The sequence below is a fragment of the Cetobacterium sp. genome (assembly GCF_051658645.1).
Taxonomy (GTDB): Bacteria; Fusobacteriota; Fusobacteriia; order Fusobacteriales; family Fusobacteriaceae; genus Cetobacterium_A.
The window spans coordinates 23666-48771 of the sequence record NZ_JBOFMZ010000066.1; the positions used below are offsets into that span (position 1 = coordinate 23666).

Here is a 25106-nt window from a genome sequence, read left to right on the forward strand (position 1 = left end):
CTGTATGGTATAATTTTATAAAATACTGTTGTGAAGGATATAGGATGTTAAAGAAAATTATCGAAAAAATAAAAGATGAAAAATTAATAAAAACTGGAGATAAAATAGTTTTAGGTTTCTCTGGAGGACCAGATTCAGTGTTTTTGTTAGAAGTTTTAAAACTTTTAAAAAAAGAATTAAATTTTGAAATAGTTTTAGTGCATATAAATCATTTGTTAAGAGGAGAAAATTCGAATGGTGATGAAAAATTTAGCATAGAATATGGGGCTCGTTTAGAAATACCTGTATTTACTAAAAGAGCTTCTATTGAAGAAGTTGCTAAAGAAAAGGGAATTGGGTTAGAAGAAGCAGGAAGAATTATTAGATACGATTTTTTTGAAGAAATTTTAGAAAAAACACAGAGCAATAAAATTGCAATAGCACACAATCTAGATGATCAAATTGAAAACTTTTTATTTAGACTTGTTAGAGGTTCTTCTCTAGAAGGTTTGGAAGGAATTCAGAATAGAGATAATATTATTCGTCCTATCAATGAGATTTATAAAAGTGAAATTTTAGAATTTTTAAATAGCAAATCAATCAAATATAGAATAGATGAAACAAATTTTGAAAATGATTTTACAAGAAATAGTATAAGATTAGATTTAATCCCTTCAATAGAAAAAAGATATAACAGTTCTTTTAAAGAAAAAATCCACAATCTGATTAAAGAAATAAGAGATGTTAATCAGATGTTAAAAGTTGATTTATCTCAATACAAAATTCTTGAAAATAATAATTGGGTTTTAAATACTGAGTTAATAAAATTAGAGACACCTTATATCCAAGGTAAAATTATAAATGAATATTTTAAAGAAAATAATTTAGAGTCTTCAAGAGAAAAGATAAAAAATGCAATAAAATTACTTTATACCTCTGGAAGTAAAGTAGTACATATGGAAAAAAACTATCTTTTAAAAAAACAATATAAAAGTCTTTGGCTAGAAAAGGAAAAAATGGATATTATTGAAAATAAAAGTATAAAGTTAGAAGAAAAAATACCTTTTAGTATAAAACTAGATGAATATATTATAGAAGCGACAGAAGATGATAAAAGTTTTGGTAAAAATGAATTTTTAACGAATTTAGAAATTGGTGACATTATAGAGATTAGAACAAGAAAGGATGGAGATATAATAAGACCATTAGGAATGGAATCTTATAAAAAAGTAAAAGATATATTTATTAATGAAAAAATACCTAAAAATCTTAGAAGTAAAATACCATTATTTTTAAAAAAAGATGAAATTATTTGGATTTCAGGAATTAAAAAAAGTGAAAATTTTAAATGTGAAAAAAATAAAAAAGGAATTAAGCTAATCATAAGGAGGCAAGATGAAGAATAGAAAAGATAGTGAAAAGATGGCATTGTATAACTTCATTGAAGAAGAGCCAAAAAAACACAATAACAGCGATAAGGATGATGAAGCTAACAAAGAGGTTGAGGATGAGAAGCTAGAAGAGAAAAAAAGAAAAATTAAAGAAAAACTAAAAGAAGGTATGGGTAAAGGTTCAGATGAAGGAAGAGAGCCTGGAGGTAAATTTAATTTAAAAGGTTTTATAATGCTATTATTCATCGTGACTATAATTTTATCACTTCCAACAATGTTTTCAAAATCAGAGACATCAAATGTAAAAACAATAAGTTATACTGATTTTATAAAGAATATGAAAGAAGATAAACTTGTAAGAGTTGATGAAAAAGAAGGATACATTTATGGATATACTTCTGAAAAAGATGCAATGACTTTGAAAGCTAGAATGATAACAGATAGATTAGGTGGAGATTTACAATTAACTAATTTAATAGAAGCAAAAACTATTCAAATAGAATCATTACCACCACAGGAATTACCATTCTTATTGAATATGTTAGCATCTTGGTTCCCTATGCTATTATTAGTAGGTGTTTGGATATTTATGCTTAATAAAATGAATAAAGGTGGAGGTGGAGGAGGACCTCAAATTTTCAATATGGGGAAATCTAAAGCAAAAGAAAATGGTGAAAATATATCTAAAGTAACATTTGGTGATGTAGCAGGAATAGATGAAGCCAAAATTGAATTAGAAGAAGTAGTACAATTTTTAAAAGAACCTGATAAATTTAAAAATTTAGGAGCTAAAATTCCAAAAGGAGTTTTATTATTAGGTGCTCCAGGAACAGGAAAAACATTATTGGCAAAGGCAGTAGCAGGAGAAGCAGGTGTTCCATTCTTTAGTATGTCTGGATCTGAATTTGTGGAAATGTTTGTTGGAGTTGGAGCATCAAGAGTAAGAGATTTATTCTCGAAAGCTAGAAAAAATTCACCATGTATAATTTTTATAGATGAAATAGATGCTGTTGGTAGAAAAAGAGGAAGTGGGCAAGGTGGAGGAAACGATGAAAGAGAGCAAACACTAAACCAACTTTTAGTAGAAATGGATGGATTTGGAACTGAAGAAACAATTATAGTTTTAGCAGCAACAAACAGACCAGAAATTTTAGATAAAGCTTTAATGAGACCTGGAAGATTTGATAGACAAGTAGTTGTGGATAGACCAGATATAAAAGGTAGAGAAGCAATATTAAAAGTACATTCAAAGAATAAAAAGTTTGCACAAGATGTAGATTTAGAGATTATTGCAAGAAAAACACCTGGATTTGTAGGAGCAGATATAGCTAATATGTTGAATGAAGCGGCTATATTGGCTGCAAGAGCAGGAAGACAAGAGATAGATATGTCTGATTTAGAAGAAGCTTCTGAAAAGGTAACAATAGGTCCAGAAAGAAAATCAAGAATGGCAGTACAAAAAGAAAGAATTATTGTAGCTTACCATGAAGTTGGACATGCGATGACTCAAAGGTTATCACCACACACTGAGCCAGTTCATAAAGTAACTATAATTCCAAGAGGAATGGCGGCATTAGGATACACTATGACACTTCCTACAGAGGATAGATATTTAAAATCAAAAAACGAATTTTTGTCTGAACTTGTAACTTTATTAGGTGGAAGAGCAGCAGAAGAGATTGTATTTGGAGATATAACTACAGGTGCAAGTAATGACATAGAAAGAGCAACAGCAATAGCGCACGGGATGGTAACAAAATATGGAATGAGTGATAAGTTTGGACCAATAATGTTAGATGCAACTCGTGAGGGTGATATGTTCCCACAGAAACTTTATGGTGAAACAACTTCAAAAGAAATAGATGATGAAATTAGAAGTTTAGTTTCAAATGCTTACTTAAAAGCAAAAGAAATTTTAACAGAAAATAGAGACATATTAGAAACAATAACTCAAGCTTTATTAAGATTAGAAACTATAAATGGTATAGAACTTGATCAAATGTTAGCAGGAGAAACTGTTGAAAGGTTAGAAAAAGAGAATGCTATTAAAGATAAAATAGTTGATTTAAAAGAAGAAGAAGAAAAAATTAAAGAAGACCTTAAGTTAAAAGCTGCTCAATCAATTTTAGACTAAATATAAAATATCTTTACTAAAAATAATAGATGTGATATAATAATTGTAATCTATGCTAGGATTTATACGATTAAGCCCCGAAAATCTTGGCATAGATATTAAATATTCAGGAGGCACTAAAAATGGCTATAAACAAAGCAGAAATTATAACAGCATACGGAAAAGATGGTAAAGATACTGGATCTACTGAGGTTCAAATTGCAATATTAACTGCACAAATAAACCACTTAACAAACCACTTAAGAACTCACAAGAAAGATTTCCATTCAAGATTAGGATTATTAAAAATGGTTGGAAAGAGAAAGAGATTATTAAGTTACTTAACTAGCAAAGATATCGAAGGATACAGAGCTCTTATCGCTAAATTAGGAATCAGAAAGTAATAGATAAAACGAGGAAGTATTCCTCGTTTTTTTTTTAGATTTTATAAAAGTTGAGGTGACAAAATGAAAAAGATATTACTTTTAATATTCGCTATATTTTCATTAACTTTATTTTGTGAAGAATATAGTGCTTATGAAGAAAATATACCTGAAGAATATATAAGAGGTAAAATTTTATATTTAGAGAACACATTAAAAAGTGAATATAATGAAGAAGATGGAATAAAAGAGATTGAAGAATACAGAGTGAAAATTTTAGAAGGTGAAGATAAAAATAAAGAAATCATAATTCAATCACCAATATATTTAGAAAAAGCTTATAATATTTTTATAAAAGAAAATCAAAAAGTAGTTTTATATAAAGAAACGAATGAAGAAAATGAAAATAAATATTATATAGTTGATGTAGATAAAAGAAATTCAATATTAATAATAGTCGGATTTTTTATAGCTTTAACTATTTTGATTGCTCGATTAAAAGGAGTTAAAGCTATTTTATCTTTAGTTATAGTCGTAGCAATTATTTATAACATATTTTTACCAATGATAGCAAGAGGGTATTCTCCAATTTTAATATCAACTTTCTGTGCACTTTTATCTTCAATAATTACAATATTTCTAACAGCTGGATTTTCTAAAAAAGGAGTTGTAGCAATTTTAGGAGCAGTAGCAGGAGTTATAGTAGCAGGAATAATTTCAATGTATTTTTCATATAAAATGGCAATGACAGGATTTGTATCTGTAGAAGCCTTAAATTACTCTGCATTACTCCAAGGTGTAAGAGTTAGGGAAATTATATCAGCTGGCGTTATATTGGGTAGTATGGGTGCTGTAATGGATGTTTCAATGTCAATCTCTTCAGCATTAACAGAATTGAAAAATAGAGATGAAGAAATAACTAAAAAAGATATTTTTGAATCAGGAATTAGAATAGGAGAGGATATAATAGGAACAATGGTAAATACTCTTATTTTAGCTTATATAGGAAGTGGAATTTTATCTACATTATTTATATATTTACAAAAAGAACAGTTTCCTTTAATCAGAATTTTAAATTTTGAATCCGTTGCAGCTGATATATTAAGAGCTTTTGCAGGAAGTATAGGTATATTAGTCGCTGTTCCAATAACTTCATATTTATGTTGTTTGATGTTTACAAAAAAAAATAGCTGAAACTCAGCTATTTTTTTATTGTTCAATTGTAGAAAATTTATTAAAAACAGTATCCCATAAATCTTCTTTTTTTAAGATATATTCAATAAATTCTCTTACCGCTCCATCTCCACCATTTTTAGTAGAAATGAAATTAGAGATTTTTAAAATTTCATCTACAGAATCTTTAGGTGCAGCAGCTAGTTTACATTTTTTCATTACATTTAAATCGATTAAGTCATCTCCCATATATGCTACATTTTCATAAGAAGCATTATATTTTTCTAAAATAGAATCTAAAATTGCAACTTTATTTTTAATTCCTTGATGAACTTCTTTTATTCCTAAATCTTCACAACGTTTTCTTACTATTTCTGAAGTTTTTCCAGTGATTATAACAACTATTTTACCTTGAGAAATTGCGTGGGTAATTCCAAGACCATCCTTAACATTGAAAGCTTTCATTTCGTCGCCAGAATTTGAAATGTAAAGCTTACCATCAGTAAGAGTTCCATCAACATCTAAAACAATAAATTTAATCATAAATTCCTCCTTCAAAAATAAAATAAAACTGGAGGAAGTCCCCCAGTTTTATTTTAATAGCATCAATTATAAAGAGTTAACTCTTGCAGCTAATCTTGCTTTTCTTCTAGATACAGTATTCTTCTTCATGATTCCTTTGCTAACAGCTTTGTCTAACTCTTTGTAAGCGATAGATAAAGCAGCTTTAGCAGCTTCAACCTCTTTAGTTTCTACTGATACTAATACCTTTTTAAGCATAGTTTTTACTCTAGATTTTACAGCTTGATTTCTCTCTCTGTTTCTCTCTGCTACTAATATTCTCTTTTTTGCTGATTTTGAATGTGCCAAATCAAAAACCTCCCTTTTAATTTTAAATAAATTTTTTCATATTATGATAACATAAATAACAGTTAATGTCAATATGATTATCCTAGTTAGTATAAGTATTTCAATTTGACAGGCAAGCATAAAAAGAGACACAAATATGTACAATGGACTGAGTATATTTTATCATATTTTATATAAAAAAAGAAGATAATAAAAAAAATAATTTATATTTTTTGAAAAAAAGAGTATTATATGAGAGATAGAATATAATAAAGAAAGGATAAAAAATGAATATAGAAGAAAAAGTATCTTTAAAAGCTAGAGATAAAATAAAATTAGAAATAGAAAATGTAGATGGAAAAGAAGTTTTTTTTAGAGGAATTCCAAATAAAGAAGGAATAGTTGTAGAAATAGAAGTCTTAGCAAGGGGAAACAAGTATTCTTTATCAACAATGCTAAAGGCTATGAAAAAAGGTGAGGTTATAATACACAATAATCCTTCAGGGCATTTATACCCGTCAGATTCAGATATAGAAATATCTTCTATTTGCTCTCTTAAATTAGAAGGTGGTTTTTATATAATTAATAATCATGTTACAGAGTTGTATATAGTAGTTGAGTTATTACAGAAAGAAAATATAAAAATAGATGTAAAACCATATTTTGAAAAAAAAGGTCTTTTAGAGGGAGTTTTTAGTGAATTTGAATACAGAAATGAACAGCTAGAAATGGCAACACTCATAGAAAAAGGTTTAAATACTGAGACAAAAGTCATAGTAGAAGCAGGAACAGGAACAGGAAAAACGTTAGCATATCTTATTCCTGCAATTGAATGGAGTATTAAGAATAAAAAAAGAGTTGTAATAAGTACAAACACAATAAATTTGCAAGAGCAGTTATTAAATAAAGATATTCCAATTGCTAAAAAAGTTATTCAAGAAGAATTTAATTATATATTAGTTAAAGGAAGAGGAAATTATTTATGTAATAGAAAATTACATAATATATCAATGGGAGAGACAGTTGATTTTGAAGATTATAGTCAAAGTCAAAAAACTCAATTTAAAGAAGTTTTAAAATGGGGAGGAAAAACAGAGAGTGGAGATAAAGCAGAGCTTCCTTTTGAGGTAGATTATATTATTTGGGAAAATTTCCAAAGTGAAAGTGATATGTGTATAGGAAATAAATGTCAATTTAAAGCAGAATGTTATTTTCTAAAGGCAAGAGATGAAAAGAAAAAAGCAGATATATTAATAACAAATCATCATATGTATTTTTCAGATCTAGCAATAAGAAAAGAAATAGGATTTAATACAGAGTATTCTATTCTTCCAGAATACGAATTAGTCGTTTTTGATGAAGCACATAATGTTGAGAAAGTAGCAAGAGATTATTTTTCATATGAAGTTTCAAAATATGGATTTACAAAAACAATGAATCAAATATATTCTATTGAGAAATCTAAAAAAAGAGGAATAGGAAGTTTAGATATTTTAATACAATATTTAGAACGATGTGATTATGATGGAAAAACAACAACAATATCTCATTTACAAAATGATATAAGAATAAGGCATAATAATTTATTTGCATCTGGAAGAAACTATTTTAACTTTTTAATTGATATTTTTTCAAAAGGACAAACAAATAGCATAACTTATAGATTAAAGAAAAAAGAATTTGAAAAAGAAGTATTCTATAATCAATTAGATAATTTTAAGGATGAATTTATAGCAGATTTATCTACATATTTAAAAAAAGTTAAGACGATTTTAGGGAGATTGAAAGATTTAGATGATAAAGAAGGATATATAAGTGATTTTTCTAGGTATGTCGATAGATTAGATTTATTTTTTGAAAATTTTAAGTTTGTTAATTTGTTGAATGATGAAAAATTTATTTATTGGATAGATGTAAATGGGAAAAAAAACAATTCTAAATTAGTTGCAACACCATTAAAAATAGACAAAGAATTAGATAAAAGTTTATATTCTAACTTAAAGCAGATGATATTTACCTCGGCAACAATAGCAATAGGAAATGATTTTTCGTATTTTAAAGAAAGTATAGGATTAAAAGAAAAAACATTAGAAAAAGTTATACATTCACCATTTGATTATAATAAACAAATGAAAGTATATTTACCAAAAGATCTTTTAAATCCAAGTGATCCTAAATTTAATGATAGCATTATAGATTTTTTGAGAAATTTGATATTGAAAACTTCTGGAAAATGTTTTATACTATTTACCTCGTATAGAACATTAAATTATATATATTATTTAATAAAAGATGATTTGGAAAGTGCAGGATTAAATTTATTAATTCAAGGTCAAGCTCCTAGAACTCAACTTGTAAATATATACAAAGATATAAAAAATCCAGTTTTATTTGGAACAGATTCTTTTTGGGAAGGAGTTGATATAAAAGGAGAGCAATTAAGTTCTGTAATAATAGTAAAATTGCCTTTTAAAGTACCTAGTGACCCTATAACTGAAGCAATAATAGAAAATATTGCACAGCAAAATAAAAATGCTTTTGTAGAATACCAAATTCCAGAATCTGTTATTAAATTTAAGCAAGGTATAGGTAGATTAATAAGAAGTAAAAGTGATAAAGGAATTATTACAATATTAGATAATAGAGTAACAACAAAAAGCTATGGAAAATATTTTAAAGAAGCAATACCAACTAAAAATATAAAGATACTTAATAAAGAGGATATATTAAAAGATATTTCTAAAACTTAAAAGGAGTAACTAATATGAAAAAAATTGAGCTTTTTGGTTTGAGTTTAACTTTTAAAATTAATAAAAAAAACTTAGATGATGCTGAATTATATACTAAAGATAATCACCTTAAAGAAAAAATATTTTATCTTATTTTAATAATTGTTTTAATAGTTCTTAGTTCAAAGAGTGGATACATAGTAAATACGCAAAAATATGATGTAGGTGACGTTGCAATAAGTGACATATATTCTCCTAAAAGCATACTCTTTAATGATAGAGACAAGAAACAAGATATTATAAAAAGTTTAATGGAGAATTCAAAAAAAGAATATATATATGTAGCACAAGCAGGAACAGTATATATATCTGCTGCTGAGAATCTTTTTGATGAAATATTAAAAAAAGGTTTTAAAAAAAACAGATTATATTTGGATAAAGTTGAAGATGTTATAGGAAAGCAGCTACCTCCTAAATTGATAACAGATTTAACTCAAATGAACAAAAAAGATCTGTTAGAAACAAAGGAAAGAGTAACAAGTTTTTTAACAAAAGCTTATGCAACAGGAATTATTAGAGAGAAAGGTGTTTTAACAATCTCACCTCCAAATGATGAACTCTTTTCAGAATTATCAGAGCTTGATAAAATAATTGTAGATAATTTTTTAACAGCGAATTATATTTATGATGAAACAAAAACAAAAAATTCTATAGCTGAAACAATCATACAGATAGAAGATCAAATTTTGGATATTAAAGCTGGTTCGCTGCTCGTAAAAAAAGGTGACATAATAACAGATAGTAAATCAAAGCTTTTAGAAGCTGTAGGGATATATTCATATAAAAAAAGTTTAGGATTTTCAATTTGTAATCTGCTATATGCAATTATCTTAACGGTGATTTTTTATCATTTGTTGGCAAATAAATTTAAAAAGAACATTTTAAATAAAAATATATATAGAAGCTTATTTTTAATATATACAATAGGATTTTTAGCATATAGATTTACACAACCAGATCATATATACTTTATTCCTTTTGAAACGATGTTTTTTTTAATGTCAATACTTTTTGCGAGAGATTTTGCATTTATAATGACCTTAATGTCGATAACATTCTTATTTCCAATAGTAGGATACGATCCAATATTTATAATTATAACATTGTTAGTTTGTTTAATGGGATCCTATCTAATTGAAAAAGTTACAACAAGGCAAGAATTAATTGCTTTAGGAATGAAACTAGCAGTTACTAAATTCTTTTTATATTTATTGTTAACATATTTTATAGGAAGAGAAAAGAGTTTAATAGCTCTACAAAGTACTGAAATTGTTGTATCTGGATTATTATCAGGAATGTTAGCAATAGCTGTACTACCATATTTTGAAAAAACATTTAATATTTTAACAACATTTAGATTGTTGGAATTAGGAGATTTATCTCATCCACTATTAAAGCTTTTGTCTATGAAAGCTCCAGGAACTTTTCATCATTCAATGATGGTTGCAACTTTATCTGAAGCAGCAGCAGAGGCTATTGGTGCTAATGCTATCTTTGCAAGAGTAGCATCTTATTATCATGACATTGGAAAGATGAAAAGACCAAAGTTTTATGTAGAAAATCAAGAGGGTGGAGAAAATCCTCACTCAAAAATATCACCATTTTTGAGTACATTGATAATAACATCTCATACTAAAGATGGAAATGAACTGGGTAGAGAATATAAAATTCCGAAAGAGATTAGAGATGTCATGTTTGAGCATCAAGGAACAACAATGTTAGCATATTTTTATAATAAAGCTAAACAATTAGATTCTACAGTAATAGAAGATGATTTTAAATATGGTGGCCCAATTCCAAGAAGTAAGGAATCTGCAATAATAATGTTAGCTGATTCAATAGAAGCAGCAGTAAGGTCTTTAGATGAAAAAACACCAATAAAAATTGAAAATATGTTAAGAAGAATAATAAATTCTAAAATAGAAGATAATCAATTGTCACAAGCAGCACTTACATTTAAAGAGATTGAAATAATAATAAAAACATTTACAAAAGTTTTGATGAGTATTCATCATGTTAGAATAAAATATCCAGGACAAAAATAGAGAAGGGGTAACGAAAAATGGAAGTAGTATTAGATTTTTCTTTAGAAATAGAAGGATACGGAGAATATTTAAAAGAAGATGAAGTGAAAGATTATATATGTGAGGTTTTAAATGATGAATTTGAATCTGAAAAACCAGTTTATATATCGGTAGCTTTAGTTGGAAATGATGATATTCAGAGGATAAATAGAGATTTTAGAGATAAGGATCAACCTACAGACGTAATATCTTTTGCATATCATGAAACAGAAGATTATATGATAGGTCCTTATGATACTCTTGGAGATATAATAATATCATTAGAAAGAGTAAAAGAGCAATGTGAAGAATACAATCATTCGTTTAGAAGAGAATTTTTTTATGTCTTAACTCATGGAATGTTACATCTTTTAGGATATGATCATATAGAAGAAGAGGATAAGAAAGAGATGAGAGAAAGAGAAGAAGAAATATTAGGAAAATTTGGACATACTAGAGGCTAGGAGGATACAATGAAAAAGCAAACTAAACAGGATATAACACAAAGTTTTAATGTTGCAATTGAAGGAATCATAGAAACTATTAGAACAGAAAGAAATATGAAATTTCATTCTTTTTGTACAATTTTAGTTTTAATGCTTTCAGTATTTTTAGGTGTTAGTAGAATGGAATTGATTGTTTTATCAATAAGTATGTCTTTAGTCTTAGCAGCTGAATTACTAAATACAGGAATAGAAAGTTTTGTAGATTTAGTTTCACCAGATTATAATTTATTTGCCAAACGAGCAAAAGATGTTGGAGCAGGAGCGGTATTTATAGCAGCAACAAATGCGATAATAGTTGGTTATTTAGTATTTCATAAAAGAATTTCAGGAGAGTTTGCAAGTTTTTTTGATTTATTAAAAGAGTCTTATGCTAATGTAATTATTTTTATAATGATATTTTTAGTTATATTAGTAATATCAATCAAAAGTTTCTTTAAAAAAGGAACTCCCTTAAGAGGAGGAATTCCTAGTGGACACAGCGCTCTTGGTGGTGCTTTATTTACAGGAATTTTCTTTTTAACAAACGATGTAAGAATTTTTTACCTTTCATTGTTTTTACTAATTTTAGTATTACAATCTAGAGTAGAGGGAAAAATTCACACTGTTTTAGAAACAATTATAGGTGCCGCTTTAGGAATGGGGGTTACTTATTTATTTTTATCATTATTAAAAATTTGAATTATTTGGAAGTGATATAATGCAAAGAGCTAAAGATTATCTTTTATTGAGTGTTCTTTCTTACTGCAATTTTTCTGAAGAGGATTATAACAAAAATTTAGAACAAATTTATAGAGAAAATGATTCGTTAAAATTAGATAGTGATGGATTTAATTTTTCAAATTCAAAAACTAGATATTTATTTTATGATTTTTTTAAAGACATTTTACAAAATTGGGAAATATTTTATGTGGATAATAAAAGAGCTTCTAATTCAGATAAAGATTCTACAGGATTTTACAGTGTTGTTTTTAAAAATATAAAACATGACAAATATGTAATTTCTTATAGAGGAAGTGAAAAGTATCCTCTAGAAGATGCTTATAAAGATTTTATAGAAAATGATTTAAAAATAGGACTAGGCATAAAGCCACTACAGTTTTATAATGGATTAGATGTTTTTAATAGAATATATGATGAATTTAAAATTCCACAAGAAAAAATATCTATTACAGGACATTCTTTAGGTGGGGGTATAGCTCAATTTGTTAGTATAATGGTTGATAAAGAAAGAGGGTTTATTCCTTATACATGTACTTGGAATGCAGTTGGAATAAATAGAGATGGAATAATAAATTTATTAGATTTCTTTAATTATGATAAAATTCTAAAAAAACTAGATTTAGATGACATAGAAAAACAATATTTCATAGAATTTAAAAACGAATATTTATCATTCTTTTTAAAAGAATTGAAAAAAGGAAAAGTTATAAAAGATAACAATACATTATTAATTAGAAGTAATACAGAAATTTCACCACAAATAGATGAAGGTTTTGTAAAAAGTTTTATAAAAAATACAAAATTTGAAAACTTATTAGGAAAATTATCTATGGATAGTAAAAATAAATTATTAGATAATAATAAAGTTTTTAATGCTTTGTTTAAAATTGATAATTTAACAGAAGAGCTTTATGAAGCGGATTATTTTATTAGAAGAGTAAAAACAAATAAAGTATATGAAGAAAACATAGTTAATTTTTGTCATTCTGAAGATTTAACTGTTTCACTGTTTCCTCATATAGGAGCAGTTTACCAAGTAGATAAATCATTTATAAGAAAAGAAGTGAAAAAGAAAACGATATTTTCTAATTTTTTATTTTTTACTAAATCAGTTCAAGATTATCATCATCAAGATATATTTTTACCTTTTATTGAAGTTGAAGGTGAAAGGGTTGGAATGTTTAGTAAAAATTTGTGTGTTGGTTATTTAGGAAGTATAATTAGAAAAATATTAACTCTTGAGCATTGTGTAGAAAATGAATTACTTGCAGATTATTATAGTCTAATTTTAATAGATAATCAGAATTTTATGAGAGTAAAAACAGCAGTTTTAAACGCTATAAAAAAATGTGGAGATAATATTCTTTATAAAAATCAAGCTTATAATCAATTGAAAGATATGAATCAAGAGATGTTTACGAAAGTTTGGGAAAATATAAAGATAAAATTACCAAGTCCATATAGAATACAAGACATATATGATTTAATATTATTTTAAAAAAATGCACCTGAAAGAGTGCATTTTTTATATTAAAGATTAAAAATACTAATGATAAGTGGAACTAAAATAGGAACAGATGCTGTAAGAATTACACCAGAAAAAAATGATACAATAGATATATCTGAGCTATTACTTTTGTTTATTATAGGTAAAAGAGTATCCATAGCAGTAGCACCAGCAACCGATATAGATTCAAAGCTTCCAATATGTTTTGCAACTATAGGAATAATCAAAATGGCAATAACTTCCCTAAAAACATTACTTAAAAAAGCAACACTTCCTAATTCAATACTAATTTTAGAAAGTTCAATTGCGGAAAGAGAATACCAACCAAGACCAGAAGATATAGCAAGGCATTCTCCTATAGAAATAGGAAGAATAAACGACCCTAAAAAACCACCAAATAATGAACCTAAAATAGTAGAAAAAGGAAGAAACCATATTCGATGCCCATATTTTTTTAATTTAAAAAAAACATTTGAATTTTTGCCAATATCTATTCCAACAAAGAAAAGTAATAGACATAATCCTAAATCAATAAAGTAATCAGAGTATAAAGATAAAAATGAAGTGTTAAAAAATAATCCTATAAGAGTACCAATTACAATAGAAGAACAAATTCCAAACATCACTTATCACCAACTTTTTTAAAAAATACTGCTGTAACAATAACACTTCCTACAATTGATAAAATAGCTATAATAAGAGCTCTTAGTCCAAGTTGTGGAAATTCCCTTATAATTTGTTCGTTACTACCGATTTTATATCCCATAACCCCTAACAAGAAAAAAAGGCATGTAGTCTGGAAAATATTTGTTTTACTTTTGATACAAAAAGGTATAAGATCATGTTTACTTAAAAAAATACCACAAGAAATAATAAAAATATAAAGCAAAATTCTTAGCATAATTTCCTCCTGAATTTTAAGTATAATATAAAGTTTATCATAAAGATATATTACTAATCAAATAGAATAAAAAAAATCCAATTTTCTTTATTCTATTTAGAAAGTATGGTATAATAATATATTAAATTTTGTAAAAAATATAAATTGTAAATTTTGGTATAAATATAAAATAAATGAAAAGTTTAATTTAAATTTATTTAGAAACTATTTGGAGTAAAATAGTAAGGAGAGACATAAAATGGTAAAAGTAGGAAAAAGACAAGCAATGAAGATTAATAATTTCAGTAGTAAAGGTGCACACTTAGATGCTGGAACGGGAGATTCAACAGATAATATTCTTCTACCAAATAATGAATTAGAGGGAAAAAATTTAGAAATTGGCGATGAATTAGATGTAATGATATATAGAGATTCAGAAGATAGATTAACAGCAACATTCAGAAAAACAGCTTTAACGGTTGGAACAATTGGAAAACTTCATGTAACAGATATAAATGAGCAATTAGGAGCGTTTTTAGACTGGGGATTAAAGAAAGAGTTATTACTACCTCATGCTCAAATGGATGGAGTTGTTAAAAATGGAGATGAGGTTTTAGTAGGAATATATGAAGATAGTAAAGGTAGACTATCAGCAACAATGAAAATATATAGTTTCTTAATGCCAAATAAAGATTACAAAAAGAATGATTTTGTAGAAGGAACAGTATATAGAATAAATCCTGAAATTGGAATATTTGTTGCAGTAGATAATAGATACTATGGATTAATTCCAACAAGTGAATGTTATAAGAAATTCACTATAGGAGAAGAGATTCAAGCAAGAGTTATGAGAGTAAGAGAAGATGGAAAAATAGATTTAGCAATGAGAGAGTTAGCTTTTGTTCAAATGGATAAAGATGGGGAAAAATTAATGGCTAAAATGAAAATTTTAAAAACTCACTTTAGATTTAATGATGATAGTTCTCCAGAATCAATAAAAGAATACTTTGGTATGAGTAAGAAAGCATTTAAAAGAGCTATGGGAAGACTTCTGAAAGAAGGGAAAGTAGAGAAGACTGAAGAAGGATACTTTATACTTAAGTAGAGGGGATTTTATGGAAGGAAAAACTATACAATCTATTCAAAGAGCAATAGATATAATGAATTGTTTTAATGAAGAGATTCATGAATTATCTTTAAAAGAAATTAGTGAAAAACTAAAATTAAGTAAAAGTACAGTTCATGGGATAGTTTCAACGCTTTTAAAAAATTCTTATCTAGAACAGAATGAGAAAAATAGTAATTATTCTTTAGGACCAGCTTTTATAGAGAAGAGCTTTATTGTAAATGAAGATGTTTTGATAAAAAATATAGGCCATAAATATTTGGTTCAAATTTCAGAGGAGTTTTCTGTTACAGTAAATATGTTTTTATTTAAAAGAGAACATTTGAAGTTAGTTGATAGAGTTCAATCAGATACAATGTATTACACAATAAGCACATCAGTGACAAAAATACCTTTAAATGCATCGGCATCTGGGAAATTAGCACTAGCATACTCTAAAGATATAAATATGGATGCTATATTTGCTAATGATTTATTATATCAATATACTAATAGTACTATAGTAGATCGTGAAACTTTAATGAATGAAATACATAAGATTCGAAAAGATGGATATTCTTTAGAGCGTTCTGAAGTTGAGTTAGGAATATATTGTATATCTGTACCAATATTTAAAATTAACAATGAGTTTGTTGGAACAGCATCAATAATGGCAACAAGAGAAAAACTAATGCATATTTTACCAAATCTAGCACCTAGAATGGTAGCTATGAGCAAAAAAATATCGTTCGAATTAGGAGCAAGAGAGGAGTTTTAACTCCTCTCTTTTATTTTTTGGTTGACAAAAGTATAAAAATAGTATATTGTAAGTATAACATTTTTTAATTGATGAACAACGTTCGACAATGTAGAACGAAAAAAGAGGAGGATTTATGAACAACATGCTAGAAATTTTCGGAAAATTCTGCTTCACTGAGGATAAGTTAAAAAGTAGAATACCAGAATCATATTTTAAAGAGTTTAAAAAAGTTCAAAATGGAGAAAAAGAATTATCAATAGAACTTGCAGACTCAATAGCTAATGCTGTAAAAAATTGGGCTACAGAAAATGGAGCTACTCATTTTACTCATTGGTTTCAACCGTTAACAGAGTTAACAGCTGAAAAGCATGATTCGTTTATTTCAATGTCTTCAGATGGAAGTTTTGTTTCTCAATTTTCAGGAAAAGAGCTTATAAAAGGAGAAGCAGATACATCTTCATTTCCAAATGGAGGAGTGAGATCAACTTTTGAAGCGAGAGGATATACAGCATGGGATTGTAAATCACCAATGTTCTTAAGAGGAGAGGGATTATCTAAATCTTTATATATACCAACAGCATTTATTGGATATAATCAAATGGCACTAGATAAAAAAGTACCTTTATTAAGATCAATAGATTTTATATCAGAGCAATCTTTAAGATTAAAGAAAATTTTGGATCCTAAATCAGCAGTGACATCAATTACAAATACCCTAGGATTAGAGCAAGAGTATTTTTTAATAGAAAAAAAATATTGGGAAAAACGTCAAGATTTGATGTTATCAGGTAGAACAATTTTTGGTTCATTACCTCCAAAAGGCCAAGAGTTAAATGATCACTACTATGGAAGTATTAAAGAAAAAGTTGAAAAAGTAATGAACGAAATAGATGCAGAGTTATGGAAAGTTGGGATTATGGCTAAAACAAAGCATAATGAAGTAGCTCCAAATCAGTTTGAAATAGCACTTATGTTTACTACAGCAAATGTCGCTGTTGATCAGAATCAATTGACAATGGATATAATTAAAAAAGTTGCTGATAGACATAAATTAAGTGCTTTATTACATGAAAAACCATTTAAAGGTGTAAATGGTTCAGGAAAACATTGTAACTGGTCGTTAGCTACAAATTTAGGTGAAAATTTATTAGATCCATCTTCTTTATCGAAAAATAATCTTCAATTTTTGGTGTTTCTAACTGCAATATTAGAGGGTGTAGATAGATATTCAGATGTATTGAGAGCATCTTGTGCAACTCCAGGAAATGATCATAGGTTAGGTGGTCATGAAGCACCACCAGCAATAATATCTGTATTTATAGGTGATGAATTAGAAGAAATTCTAAAAAATATTGGAGAAATAGTTCCTGTAAATGAAGCTCAAGAAAATATGGAATTCGGTGTTAAGAACTTTACAAGAATACCAAAAGATATATCAGATAGAAATAGAACATCTCCATTTGCATTTACAGGAAATAAATTTGAATTTAGAATGCCAGGTTCAAGTGCATCAGCATCAACACCTACATTTATTATAAACACAATAATAGGAACTGTAATAAAAGAGTATGCTGATAAATTAGAAAAAATCACACCAAAAGATTTAAAGAAAGAAATTATTGAACTTATAAAAAATAGATATGAAAAACATAAAAGAATAGTTTTTAATGGAAATGGATACACAGAAAGTTGGAAAATCGAAGCTGAAAAAAGAGGGTTGAAAAATTTAAGAAATACTCTTGAAGGATTAAAAGTATATAAACAAGAGAACATAGTTAATTTATTTAAAAATTCGAAGGTATTATCTCCAGAAGAGCTAGAAGCGAGATATTCAGTATATTGTGAGCGTTATATAAAGCAAATTAACATTGAGGGTAGCTCAATGGTTAGAATTGCTAGAAACGAGATATATCCAGCTTTAATGGAATATGCTGGGAAAATATCAAATAGTATTTTATCTTTGAGAGAAGTTCTCGGAGATGATGACTTTTTAACAGCGGATAAAGCACATTTGATAAAATTATTGGCAGGAAAAAATCGTTTAAAAGATTATTTAGCTCAATTAGAATCTCAACTTGTAATAGCTAATGAAATAGAAGGTTTATATGAGAAGGTTCAATATTTAAATAAAGAAATTATTCCACTATTAAGTTGTTTAAAAGATATTATAGACCTTTTAGAACATCAAGTTGAAAAGAAAGTATGGCCAGTACCAACATATGAGGATATGTTATTTAGATTATAGATATAAAAAACAAAAGTCAGAGTTTTAAACTCTGACTTTTTTGTTACTAAATTTAATTATATTGAGCTTTTAAATTCTCTTTTTTTAAAACAAATTTTATAACTTCAAGCGCAGCAATTGTACCGTCTGAAGTTGCAGTTGTAACTTGTCTAATATTTTTAGATCGAACGTCTCCCGCTGCAAAAATACCTTCAATAGAAGTGTGCATCGAATCATTCGTAATAATATAACCATTCTCATCCGACGGAGCAACTTCACCATATAGTTCTTTTAACGACTTAGTTCCTAAATATAAAAATGCAAACTGAGATTTATAAATATTTATAAATCCACTTTCTTCAACAACAACTTCCTCAACAAACTCTTCACCTTTAATCTCAAGAAGTTTGCTTGAAAGATGAATTTTAACCTTATCATTAGCTTTCAGAGTTGCTGTAAGACTTTCATCTCCAAAATCTTCTAGTTCATCACTAACAAACATATGAATTTCTTTAGAATATTTTGTTAAGAATAGAGCTTCTTCAGCAATTTCTTTACCTTTACCAAAAAGAGAAACACTCATATTTCTAGTAAAAGCACCATCACATGTAGCACAGTAAGAAACTCCTTTACCTAAAAATTCTCCTTCACCTGGAAGTTTTTTAGAACTATTTTTAGCCCATCCACTTGCAATTATAATAGTTTTAGTCATAAAATTTTCTTTATCTGTTTTAACTATTTTATTTTCTCCAGATAAGTCAAAACCTAAAAATGTAGCATTAATAAATTCAGCGTGAAATTTTAAAGCTTGTTCTTTCATTAAAGTATAAATTTCTTTTCCAGTTGGAGAATTATTTATTCCTGGATAGTTTTCAATTTTGTGAGCCATCAAAAGACTACCAACATTAGGTTTTTCAATTACTAAAACTGATAAATTAGATCTACCAGCATAAAGCGCAGAAGTTAAACCAGCAGGTCCAGCTCCAATAATAACAACATCGTAAATTTTCTTATTCATATGATCCTCCTAAAACATTCCTTGGGATTTCAATACTCTTCTTTCTTCACCTAAAAGTGTAGGTTCAGTGTGGGCACTATATACAATGGTATCTTCTGGATAAATTTCACAAATCTTTTTTAAACTTTTTTGTAGTTGTGATAAATTTCCAGTAGGCAGATCATATCTACCATAACTTCTTCTAAATAGTGTATCCCCAGAAATCATAAAATTAGATTCTTTGTTATAAAAACATTTAGAACCAATTGTGTGACCAGGAGTATCGATAACGTCAAATCCAAAAATAGAATCTCCTTCTTTTAAAAGAGTAAACTCACCAGTATACTTAAAATCAAATCCTTGTATAGCGTGAGATAAATTTAGAGAAGCATCTGTAAGAAATTTTTCTTCTTCTTTTCCAATGAATAATTGAATTTCAGGAAAAATATTTTTAATTTCATTTGTACCACCAATATGATCTCCATGACCGTGAGTTAAAATAACATTTTTTAAAACCAAATTATGTTCTTTTATAAAAGATACAATATTTTGTAAAGTTGAGTCACTACAGTCAAAAAGAGAAGCTTCATTAGTGTTGTTCCAAACTAAGTAACAATTTGTTTTATAGCTTCCCAAAGGAAAGACTTTAATTTTCATTAAGATAACCTCCAAGATATTATTTTAGTTCTTTTTTACAAGACCAATTCCATCTCCAAAAGGAAGTAGAACAAAGTTGTGATTTTCATAGAGATAAGTTATAAACTCATCTAATCTTCTAACTATAGTTTTAAATCTTTTAGGGTATTCTTTATATAAATAACCTCTAAACATGATATTATCAATAAAAATCATTCCATCATCAGTAAGTCTTTCGAAAGAATCGTTAAAGAATTCCATATAATGACCTTTAGAAGCATCAATAAATACAAAATCAAATTTTGCATCTATTTTTTTTACCTCCTCTATACCATCACCTAAAATCAGATTAACAGAATCCAGAAGATTAGCTTTTTTAAAATTCTCTAAGGCTTCATTATATCTAGTTTCATCTATTTCTATAGTGGTAAGTTTACCATTGTTTTTTTTAGCAATTCGTCCCATGATAGTTCCAGAATACCCAATAGCAGTTCCAATTTCAAGTATATTTTTAAAGTTATAACTTGATACTAAGAACTCTAAATATTTAGCGACTTCTTTTGTGACAATGGGAACATTATGTTCTAGAGCAAAAGCCTCCATTTCTAAAATTAAAGAGTCTTTCTCCTCTATTTTACCAACAATATAATTGTTGGCTTCTTTTAATTCTTCTAACATTATTCAAAATCCTTTCTTAATTTAATTATATAGAAATTATCTAAAATATCTTCAGTGTAATCAATTAAAAATCCTCCTAGAGAGTCAAAATGACCATTTACATTTTCAGGAAGTTCAATTTTAACAACAGAGAAATTTTTGTTGTTATTTAAAAACTTTATAGCATTATCTGTATTTTCTTCAGAGAATATAGTACAAGTACTGTAAACCATTTCTCCACCAACTTTTAATACAGCAGCAGCAGACTCTAAAAGTTGAGATTGAAGTAAAGCTAATTCATTAACATTAGTCATATTTTTATTGTAAAGAGCTTCTGGCTTCTTTCTAAGAACACCATATCCACTACAAGGAGCATCAACAAGTATTTTATCAAATTTTTGACCTTGTTCTTTAAGATTTCTAGCATCTAATTTAATAGATTTAACATTTGTAATACCTAATTTTTTTAAGTTCTCTTCAATTAATTTTATTTTATGCTGGTGTATATCAAGTGCATAAATTTCACCAGTATTATTCATAAGTTGAGCTAAAACAGCAGTTTTACTTCCAGGAGCGCTACAAGTATCAACTACCTTATCCCCTAAAGCAGGATTTAAAATCTTAGCTGCTAAATATGAAGAAGCATCTTGAGCAATAATTTTACCATCTTTAAATTCTTCAGTATATAATACAGCACCTGAATCAACGTAATAAACAGTATCTACTTTTTTTATAATATCAATTTTCATAGTATCTAAAAGAGTTTCAAACTCTTTTTCAGAATATTTTAAAGTATTAACTCTGATACTCATATATGGAATCTTTTTTAAAGATGTTAAAACATCTTCTGTTTTTTCTTTGTATTCTGCTTCTATTTTATCATAGAACCATTTAGGATAAGAGTATAAAATATTTAATTTGTTTTCTTCTTTTAATTTTTTAATTTCATCATCTTTTTCTCTAAGATAACTTCTGATAACGCCATTTACAAACTTACTAACAGGAATTCCATATTTATTTTTAGTTAACTCAGTAGCTTCCCAAGCAACACCTTTGTCATCACTCTCCATGAAAGTAGCTTGATAAATAGAAATTTTTAATAAATTTTTAATCCAAGTTTTTTTTATTGATGTAGTTCTTTTTTCTAATTGGTAATTTAAGTAGATATCATTTCTGATAACACCATAGAAAACTTCAGTAATAAATCCACGCTCATTTTTATTTAAATTATTCTTTGAAAAATATTCGTTTAAAAGTATGTTTGAATATTTTCCTTTTTCAAGCTCACTTAATAATCCTATAACTCTCTGTTTTATGTTCAATATTATCTCTCCTAGTGTATAATTTTATATAACTCATCGCTTTCTGGTGAAGCAATTTTTAAATTTTTACCATCTTTAATTAACAAACGCTCTTTTGATTCTGTAAATCTACCAATATCAAAAGCATCAATTCCGTTCATTTTTAATTCTCTTAACAATAAATTTGAATTTTCTTTACTAACAACAATAAGCATCGTACCACTTGAAATTAGTTTGAGAGGATCTATTTTAAAATATTTACAGATTTCTTTTGTAGATTGATGAATAAATATTTTTTCATAAAAAATCTCTAAACCAAGATTATAAAAACAGCTAGATTCCCATAAAGCTCCAAGAAGTCCACCTTCAGTTACATCATGCATTCCTTTTGAAAATTTATTTGCAATAATACCATCTTTAACAACACTTGTAAAATTCAAAAGATTTTTAGCATCTTTAACTGTTGATTTTGAAAGAACTTGAAGTAATTCTTTTTCTTTTTCAAATGCTATAATACCAGTACCTTCTATACCTATTCCTTTTGTAATTATCAATCTATCATCAGCTATAATATTTTTTCTTTTTTTCAAATCTTTTTTTAGACCAATACCAATAGAAGTAGCTGATATAATAGTTTTGTTAACCGCTGCAGTTATTTCTGTATGACCACCAATTATAGAAACTCCGATTTTATCAGCTTCATCTTGAGCTTCTTTCATAATTAATGCAATCTCCTCTTTTTTAGTGTGAGGAGGAGCTAATATAGTAAGCATGATTCCAGTTGGTGAAATACCTTCTGTAGCAATATCATTGCAGTTAATATTTATAGCCAGTTTTCCTAAACCATTATTGGCACCTGTAATAGGATCTGTAGATAAATATATAATGTTATCTCCAACTTGAATAGCTGCACAATCACTTCCAATTTCACCAGTAGAAAGTATATTTTCATTACTATTTTTAATGTTATTAAAAATTAAATCGTTTAGATCTGAAATAGTAAGTTTACCAATCTTCATATTTACCCCTCGCATACAGTAGAATTTTATAATATATTATACTATATTTTCTGAAAATAAAAAACCCTTACTTATATTTAAAGTAAGGGTTTTGGTTTTTTTTTAAAATAAGCCCGTAATAGTACCGTTTTCGTCTATATCGATAAGTTCAGCTGCAGGAATTTTAGGTAAGCCAGGCATATCAATTATACCACCAGCCATAGCAATTATGAATCCAGCTCCAGCAGCCAGTTTAATAGTATCTATTTCAACTATAAAGTCAGTTGGTCTTCCAAGAAGGTTAGCTTTATCAGAAATTGATTTCTGAGTTTTTGATATACATATAGGAAGAGAACCATATCCTAAATCTTCAAGTTGTTTTATAGTTTTATTTGCAGCTCCAGAGAAAGAAACATTTTTAGCACCATAAATTTCAGTACATATTTTTGAAATTTTATCTTTAATAGGTAAATCTAATTCATAAAGGGGTTTATACTCATTTTTATTTTCATCTAATTTTTCTAAAACTAATTTAGCAAGTTCTTCTCCACCTTCTCCACCTTTAGCCCAAACTTCGCATAATGCAACAGGAGCATTTAAAGAATTACAATGATCTTTAATAAGATTTATTTCATTATCGGTATCAGTAACAAATTTATTGATTGCTACAACTACAGGGAGATTAAATTTCTTCATATTTTCAATATGTTTATCCAAATTTGCTAATCCTAACTTTAAAGCTTCTAAATTTTCTTCATTTAAAGTCTTTGTTCCACCGTGATGTTTAAGAGCTCTAACAGTAGCAACAATAACAACACAATTTGGGTTTAAATTTCCTTTTCTACATTTTATATCTAAGAACTTTTCAGCACCTAAATCAGCAGCAAATCCAGCTTCTGTAATAGCAACATCAGAAAGTTTCAAAGCTAGTTTTGTAGCTAGAAGAGAATTACAACCATGAGCGATATTAGCAAAAGGACCACCATGAATTATAACAGGAGTATTTTCTAAAGTTTGTACTAAATTTGGCTTTATAGCTTCTTTTAAAAGAGCTGTAACAGCACCAGATATTTTAATATCATTTATTGTAAGAGGTTTATCATTGTAGTTATAACCAAATACAATTTTACCAATATTTTCTTTTAATTCTTTTAGTGAGTTTGAAAGACAAAGAGTTGCCATTATTTCAGATGCAACAGTTATTTGAAAGGAATCTTGTCTTGGATAACCATTTAATTTTCCACCAAGTCCTACAACAATATTTCTTAAATTTCTATCATTCATATCAACCACTCTTTTCCAAGTGATTTTTGTATTATCAATATTTAACGTATTTCCCTGAGTTATGTGGTTGTCAATACATGCAGATACAAGATTATGAGCAGCACCGATTGCATGAAAATCTCCAGTAAAGTGTAAGTTAATATCTTCCATTGGAATAACTTGTGAATAACCACCACCAGTAGCACCACCTTTCATTCCAAAAACTGGTCCTAAAGAAGGTTCTCTAAGAGCAGCAACAGACGATACTCCTATTCTATTTAAAGCTTGAGTTAAACCTACAGTAACAGTAGATTTGCCTTCACCAGCTGGTGTAGGTGTAATAGCTGTAACAAGAACAAGTTTACCATCTTTTTTGGCAGATAAATCATCTAATAGAGAAAGATGAAGCTTAGCTTTATATTTCCCGTAAGTATCATAATAATCTTCGCTAATATTAAGTTTAGAAGCAATATCAGAAATTTTTAAAATCTTAGCTTCTTGTGCAATCTGTATATCTGTTTTCATAGACCCCTCCCTAAGTAAAATAAATATTTTGAATAATACAATTGTACATTAAAAAAAAGAAAAAAGAAAGAGTTTATAACATAAAAAATAAAAATTGATTTTTTTAAAAGAAAAAGGTATATAAATGAGTATATATTAAATTTTTTAGGAATCTGTTAACTAAAGATGAAAAATAGGTCCAATTCCTAAAAAAGGGATAAAGATTTTCGACTTGAAATATTTTTGTAAAAAAATGATATCACAAAAAGACATAGCTTGTCTATGCCTTAAAAAGAATATTCTTTTTC

The 25106-nt window shown here is 27.4% G+C and carries 22 protein-coding genes; 12 read left to right on the top strand and 10 right to left on the bottom strand.

All coding sequences use genetic code 11. The features are described from left to right. The first annotated feature begins 44 nt into the window (after positions 1-44). The 4 genes from tilS to ACRCZX_RS08405 all read left to right on the top strand — a co-directional run bounded on the left by tilS (position 45) and on the right by ACRCZX_RS08405 (position 5060). A complete protein-coding gene (gene tilS, locus ACRCZX_RS08390; RefSeq protein WP_438582479.1) occupies positions 45-1385 on the top strand; it encodes a tRNA lysidine(34) synthetase TilS in 1341 nt (446 codons plus the stop codon). Beyond that, on the top strand, positions 1375-3504 hold the full coding sequence (ftsH, locus tag ACRCZX_RS08395; RefSeq protein WP_438582480.1) for an ATP-dependent zinc metalloprotease FtsH: 2130 nt from the start codon (positions 1375-1377) through the stop codon (positions 3502-3504). The genes tilS and ftsH overlap by 11 nt, the downstream gene beginning before the upstream one ends. A 122-nt stretch (positions 3505-3626) precedes the next feature. After that, on the top strand, positions 3627-3887 hold the full coding sequence (gene rpsO / locus ACRCZX_RS08400) for a 30S ribosomal protein S15 (protein WP_438582481.1): 261 nt from the start codon (positions 3627-3629) through the stop codon (positions 3885-3887). 63 nt (positions 3888-3950) lie between these two features. Beyond that, positions 3951-5060 carry a YibE/F family protein gene (locus ACRCZX_RS08405; protein ID WP_438582482.1) on the top strand — a complete coding sequence of 370 codons (1110 nt, stop codon included), beginning with the start codon at positions 3951-3953 and terminating at the stop codon, positions 5058-5060. A 15-nt stretch (positions 5061-5075) separates the two neighbouring features. Here ACRCZX_RS08405 and ACRCZX_RS08410 read toward each other — a convergent pair whose 3' ends face one another. After that, positions 5076-5582 carry a KdsC family phosphatase gene (locus ACRCZX_RS08410; RefSeq protein WP_438582483.1) on the bottom strand — a complete coding sequence of 169 codons (507 nt, stop codon included), beginning with the start codon at positions 5580-5582 and terminating at the stop codon, positions 5076-5078. Between the two features lie 66 nt (positions 5583-5648). Continuing rightward, positions 5649-5909, bottom strand: coding sequence for a 30S ribosomal protein S20 (gene rpsT, locus ACRCZX_RS08415; RefSeq protein ID WP_438582484.1), 261 nt, complete (start codon positions 5907-5909; stop codon positions 5649-5651). A 266-nt stretch (positions 5910-6175) separates the two neighbouring features. On the opposite strand from rpsT, the gene ACRCZX_RS08420 reads away from it, so the two are divergent. From ACRCZX_RS08420 to ACRCZX_RS08440, 5 genes are read left to right on the top strand one after another with little or no spacing between them, the layout of a single operon-like run. After that, a complete protein-coding gene (locus ACRCZX_RS08420) occupies positions 6176-8638 on the top strand; it encodes an ATP-dependent DNA helicase (protein ID WP_438582485.1) in 2463 nt (820 codons plus the stop codon). Between the two features lie 14 nt (positions 8639-8652). Further along, positions 8653-10722, top strand: a complete 2070-nt coding sequence (locus ACRCZX_RS08425; RefSeq protein ID WP_438582486.1) for an HD family phosphohydrolase — start codon at positions 8653-8655, stop codon at positions 10720-10722. A gap of 17 nt (positions 10723-10739) precedes the next feature. After that, positions 10740-11204 carry an rRNA maturation RNase YbeY gene (gene ybeY, locus ACRCZX_RS08430; RefSeq protein ID WP_438582487.1) on the top strand — a complete coding sequence of 155 codons (465 nt, stop codon included), beginning with the start codon at positions 10740-10742 and terminating at the stop codon, positions 11202-11204. 9 nt (positions 11205-11213) lie between these two features. Next, positions 11214-11924, top strand: coding sequence for a diacylglycerol kinase (locus ACRCZX_RS08435; RefSeq protein WP_438582488.1), 711 nt, complete (start codon positions 11214-11216; stop codon positions 11922-11924). A gap of 19 nt (positions 11925-11943) precedes the next feature. Continuing rightward, on the top strand, positions 11944-13464 hold the full coding sequence (locus tag ACRCZX_RS08440; protein WP_438582489.1) for a hypothetical protein: 1521 nt from the start codon (positions 11944-11946) through the stop codon (positions 13462-13464). Between the two features lie 32 nt (positions 13465-13496). On the opposite strand, the gene ACRCZX_RS08445 is transcribed toward ACRCZX_RS08440, so the two are convergent. Then, positions 13497-14096: a lysine exporter LysO family protein gene (locus tag ACRCZX_RS08445; RefSeq protein WP_438582490.1), complete on the bottom strand. Its 600-nt coding sequence runs from the start codon at positions 14094-14096 to the stop codon at positions 13497-13499. After that, positions 14096-14374, bottom strand: coding sequence for a LysO family transporter (locus ACRCZX_RS08450; RefSeq protein ID WP_438582491.1), 279 nt, complete (start codon positions 14372-14374; stop codon positions 14096-14098). The genes ACRCZX_RS08445 and ACRCZX_RS08450 overlap by 1 nt, the downstream gene beginning before the upstream one ends. A 238-nt stretch (positions 14375-14612) precedes the next feature. Here ACRCZX_RS08450 and ACRCZX_RS08455 point away from each other — a divergent pair, with 238 nt between their 5' ends. The 3 genes from ACRCZX_RS08455 to ACRCZX_RS08465 all read left to right on the top strand — a co-directional run bounded on the left by ACRCZX_RS08455 (position 14613) and on the right by ACRCZX_RS08465 (position 18463). Next, positions 14613-15458, top strand: coding sequence for a CvfB family protein (locus ACRCZX_RS08455; protein ID WP_438582492.1), 846 nt, complete (start codon positions 14613-14615; stop codon positions 15456-15458). A gap of 10 nt (positions 15459-15468) precedes the next feature. Continuing rightward, on the top strand, positions 15469-16236 hold the full coding sequence (locus ACRCZX_RS08460) for an IclR family transcriptional regulator (RefSeq protein ID WP_438582493.1): 768 nt from the start codon (positions 15469-15471) through the stop codon (positions 16234-16236). Positions 16237-16351: 115 nt separating this feature from the next. Beyond that, positions 16352-18463: a glutamine synthetase III family protein gene (locus tag ACRCZX_RS08465; RefSeq protein ID WP_438582494.1), complete on the top strand. Its 2112-nt coding sequence runs from the start codon at positions 16352-16354 to the stop codon at positions 18461-18463. Between the two features lie 52 nt (positions 18464-18515). Here ACRCZX_RS08465 and ACRCZX_RS08470 read toward each other — a convergent pair whose 3' ends face one another. From ACRCZX_RS08470 to ACRCZX_RS08495, 6 genes are all read right to left on the bottom strand, one after another. Beyond that, a complete protein-coding gene (locus ACRCZX_RS08470; protein ID WP_438582495.1) occupies positions 18516-19460 on the bottom strand; it encodes an NAD(P)/FAD-dependent oxidoreductase in 945 nt (314 codons plus the stop codon). A 9-nt stretch (positions 19461-19469) separates the two neighbouring features. Next, positions 19470-20096, bottom strand: coding sequence for an MBL fold metallo-hydrolase (locus ACRCZX_RS08475; RefSeq protein ID WP_438582496.1), 627 nt, complete (start codon positions 20094-20096; stop codon positions 19470-19472). 24 nt (positions 20097-20120) lie between these two features. After that, positions 20121-20753 (bottom strand): O-methyltransferase, encoded by a 633-nt coding sequence (locus ACRCZX_RS08480; RefSeq protein WP_438582497.1) that lies wholly within the window; start codon positions 20751-20753, stop codon positions 20121-20123. Beyond that, positions 20753-22054 carry a 16S rRNA (cytosine(967)-C(5))-methyltransferase RsmB gene (gene rsmB / locus ACRCZX_RS08485; protein WP_438582498.1) on the bottom strand — a complete coding sequence of 434 codons (1302 nt, stop codon included), beginning with the start codon at positions 22052-22054 and terminating at the stop codon, positions 20753-20755. The genes ACRCZX_RS08480 and rsmB overlap by 1 nt, the downstream gene beginning before the upstream one ends. A gap of 11 nt (positions 22055-22065) precedes the next feature. Further along, positions 22066-23052: an AIR synthase family protein gene (locus ACRCZX_RS08490; RefSeq protein ID WP_438582499.1), complete on the bottom strand. Its 987-nt coding sequence runs from the start codon at positions 23050-23052 to the stop codon at positions 22066-22068. 102 nt (positions 23053-23154) lie between these two features. Further along, positions 23155-24819, bottom strand: coding sequence for a formate--tetrahydrofolate ligase (locus ACRCZX_RS08495; RefSeq protein WP_438582500.1), 1665 nt, complete (start codon positions 24817-24819; stop codon positions 23155-23157). Between the last annotated feature and the right edge of the window lie 287 nt (positions 24820-25106).

Coding starts and splice junctions, on each gene's coding strand:
- tilS (WP_438582479.1), top strand. CDS start 45: ATGTTAAAGAAAATTATCGAAAAAATAAAAGATGAAAAATTAATAAAA.
- ftsH (WP_438582480.1), top strand. CDS start 1,375: ATGAAGAATAGAAAAGATAGTGAAAAGATGGCATTGTATAACTTCATT.
- rpsO (WP_438582481.1), top strand. CDS start 3,627: ATGGCTATAAACAAAGCAGAAATTATAACAGCATACGGAAAAGATGGT.
- ACRCZX_RS08405 (WP_438582482.1), top strand. CDS start 3,951: ATGAAAAAGATATTACTTTTAATATTCGCTATATTTTCATTAACTTTA.
- ACRCZX_RS08410 (WP_438582483.1), bottom strand. CDS start 5,582: ATGATTAAATTTATTGTTTTAGATGTTGATGGAACTCTTACTGATGGT.
- ACRCZX_RS08420 (WP_438582485.1), top strand. CDS start 6,176: ATGAATATAGAAGAAAAAGTATCTTTAAAAGCTAGAGATAAAATAAAA.
- ACRCZX_RS08425 (WP_438582486.1), top strand. CDS start 8,653: ATGAAAAAAATTGAGCTTTTTGGTTTGAGTTTAACTTTTAAAATTAAT.
- ybeY (WP_438582487.1), top strand. CDS start 10,740: ATGGAAGTAGTATTAGATTTTTCTTTAGAAATAGAAGGATACGGAGAA.
- ACRCZX_RS08435 (WP_438582488.1), top strand. CDS start 11,214: ATGAAAAAGCAAACTAAACAGGATATAACACAAAGTTTTAATGTTGCA.
- ACRCZX_RS08440 (WP_438582489.1), top strand. CDS start 11,944: ATGCAAAGAGCTAAAGATTATCTTTTATTGAGTGTTCTTTCTTACTGC.
- ACRCZX_RS08445 (WP_438582490.1), bottom strand. CDS start 14,096: ATGTTTGGAATTTGTTCTTCTATTGTAATTGGTACTCTTATAGGATTA.
- ACRCZX_RS08450 (WP_438582491.1), bottom strand. CDS start 14,374: ATGCTAAGAATTTTGCTTTATATTTTTATTATTTCTTGTGGTATTTTT.
- ACRCZX_RS08455 (WP_438582492.1), top strand. CDS start 14,613: ATGGTAAAAGTAGGAAAAAGACAAGCAATGAAGATTAATAATTTCAGT.
- ACRCZX_RS08460 (WP_438582493.1), top strand. CDS start 15,469: ATGGAAGGAAAAACTATACAATCTATTCAAAGAGCAATAGATATAATG.
- ACRCZX_RS08465 (WP_438582494.1), top strand. CDS start 16,352: ATGAACAACATGCTAGAAATTTTCGGAAAATTCTGCTTCACTGAGGAT.
- ACRCZX_RS08470 (WP_438582495.1), bottom strand. CDS start 19,460: ATGAATAAGAAAATTTACGATGTTGTTATTATTGGAGCTGGACCTGCT.
- ACRCZX_RS08475 (WP_438582496.1), bottom strand. CDS start 20,096: ATGAAAATTAAAGTCTTTCCTTTGGGAAGCTATAAAACAAATTGTTAC.
- ACRCZX_RS08480 (WP_438582497.1), bottom strand. CDS start 20,753: ATGTTAGAAGAATTAAAAGAAGCCAACAATTATATTGTTGGTAAAATA.
- ACRCZX_RS08490 (WP_438582499.1), bottom strand. CDS start 23,052: ATGAAGATTGGTAAACTTACTATTTCAGATCTAAACGATTTAATTTTT.
- ACRCZX_RS08495 (WP_438582500.1), bottom strand. CDS start 24,819: ATGAAAACAGATATACAGATTGCACAAGAAGCTAAGATTTTAAAAATT.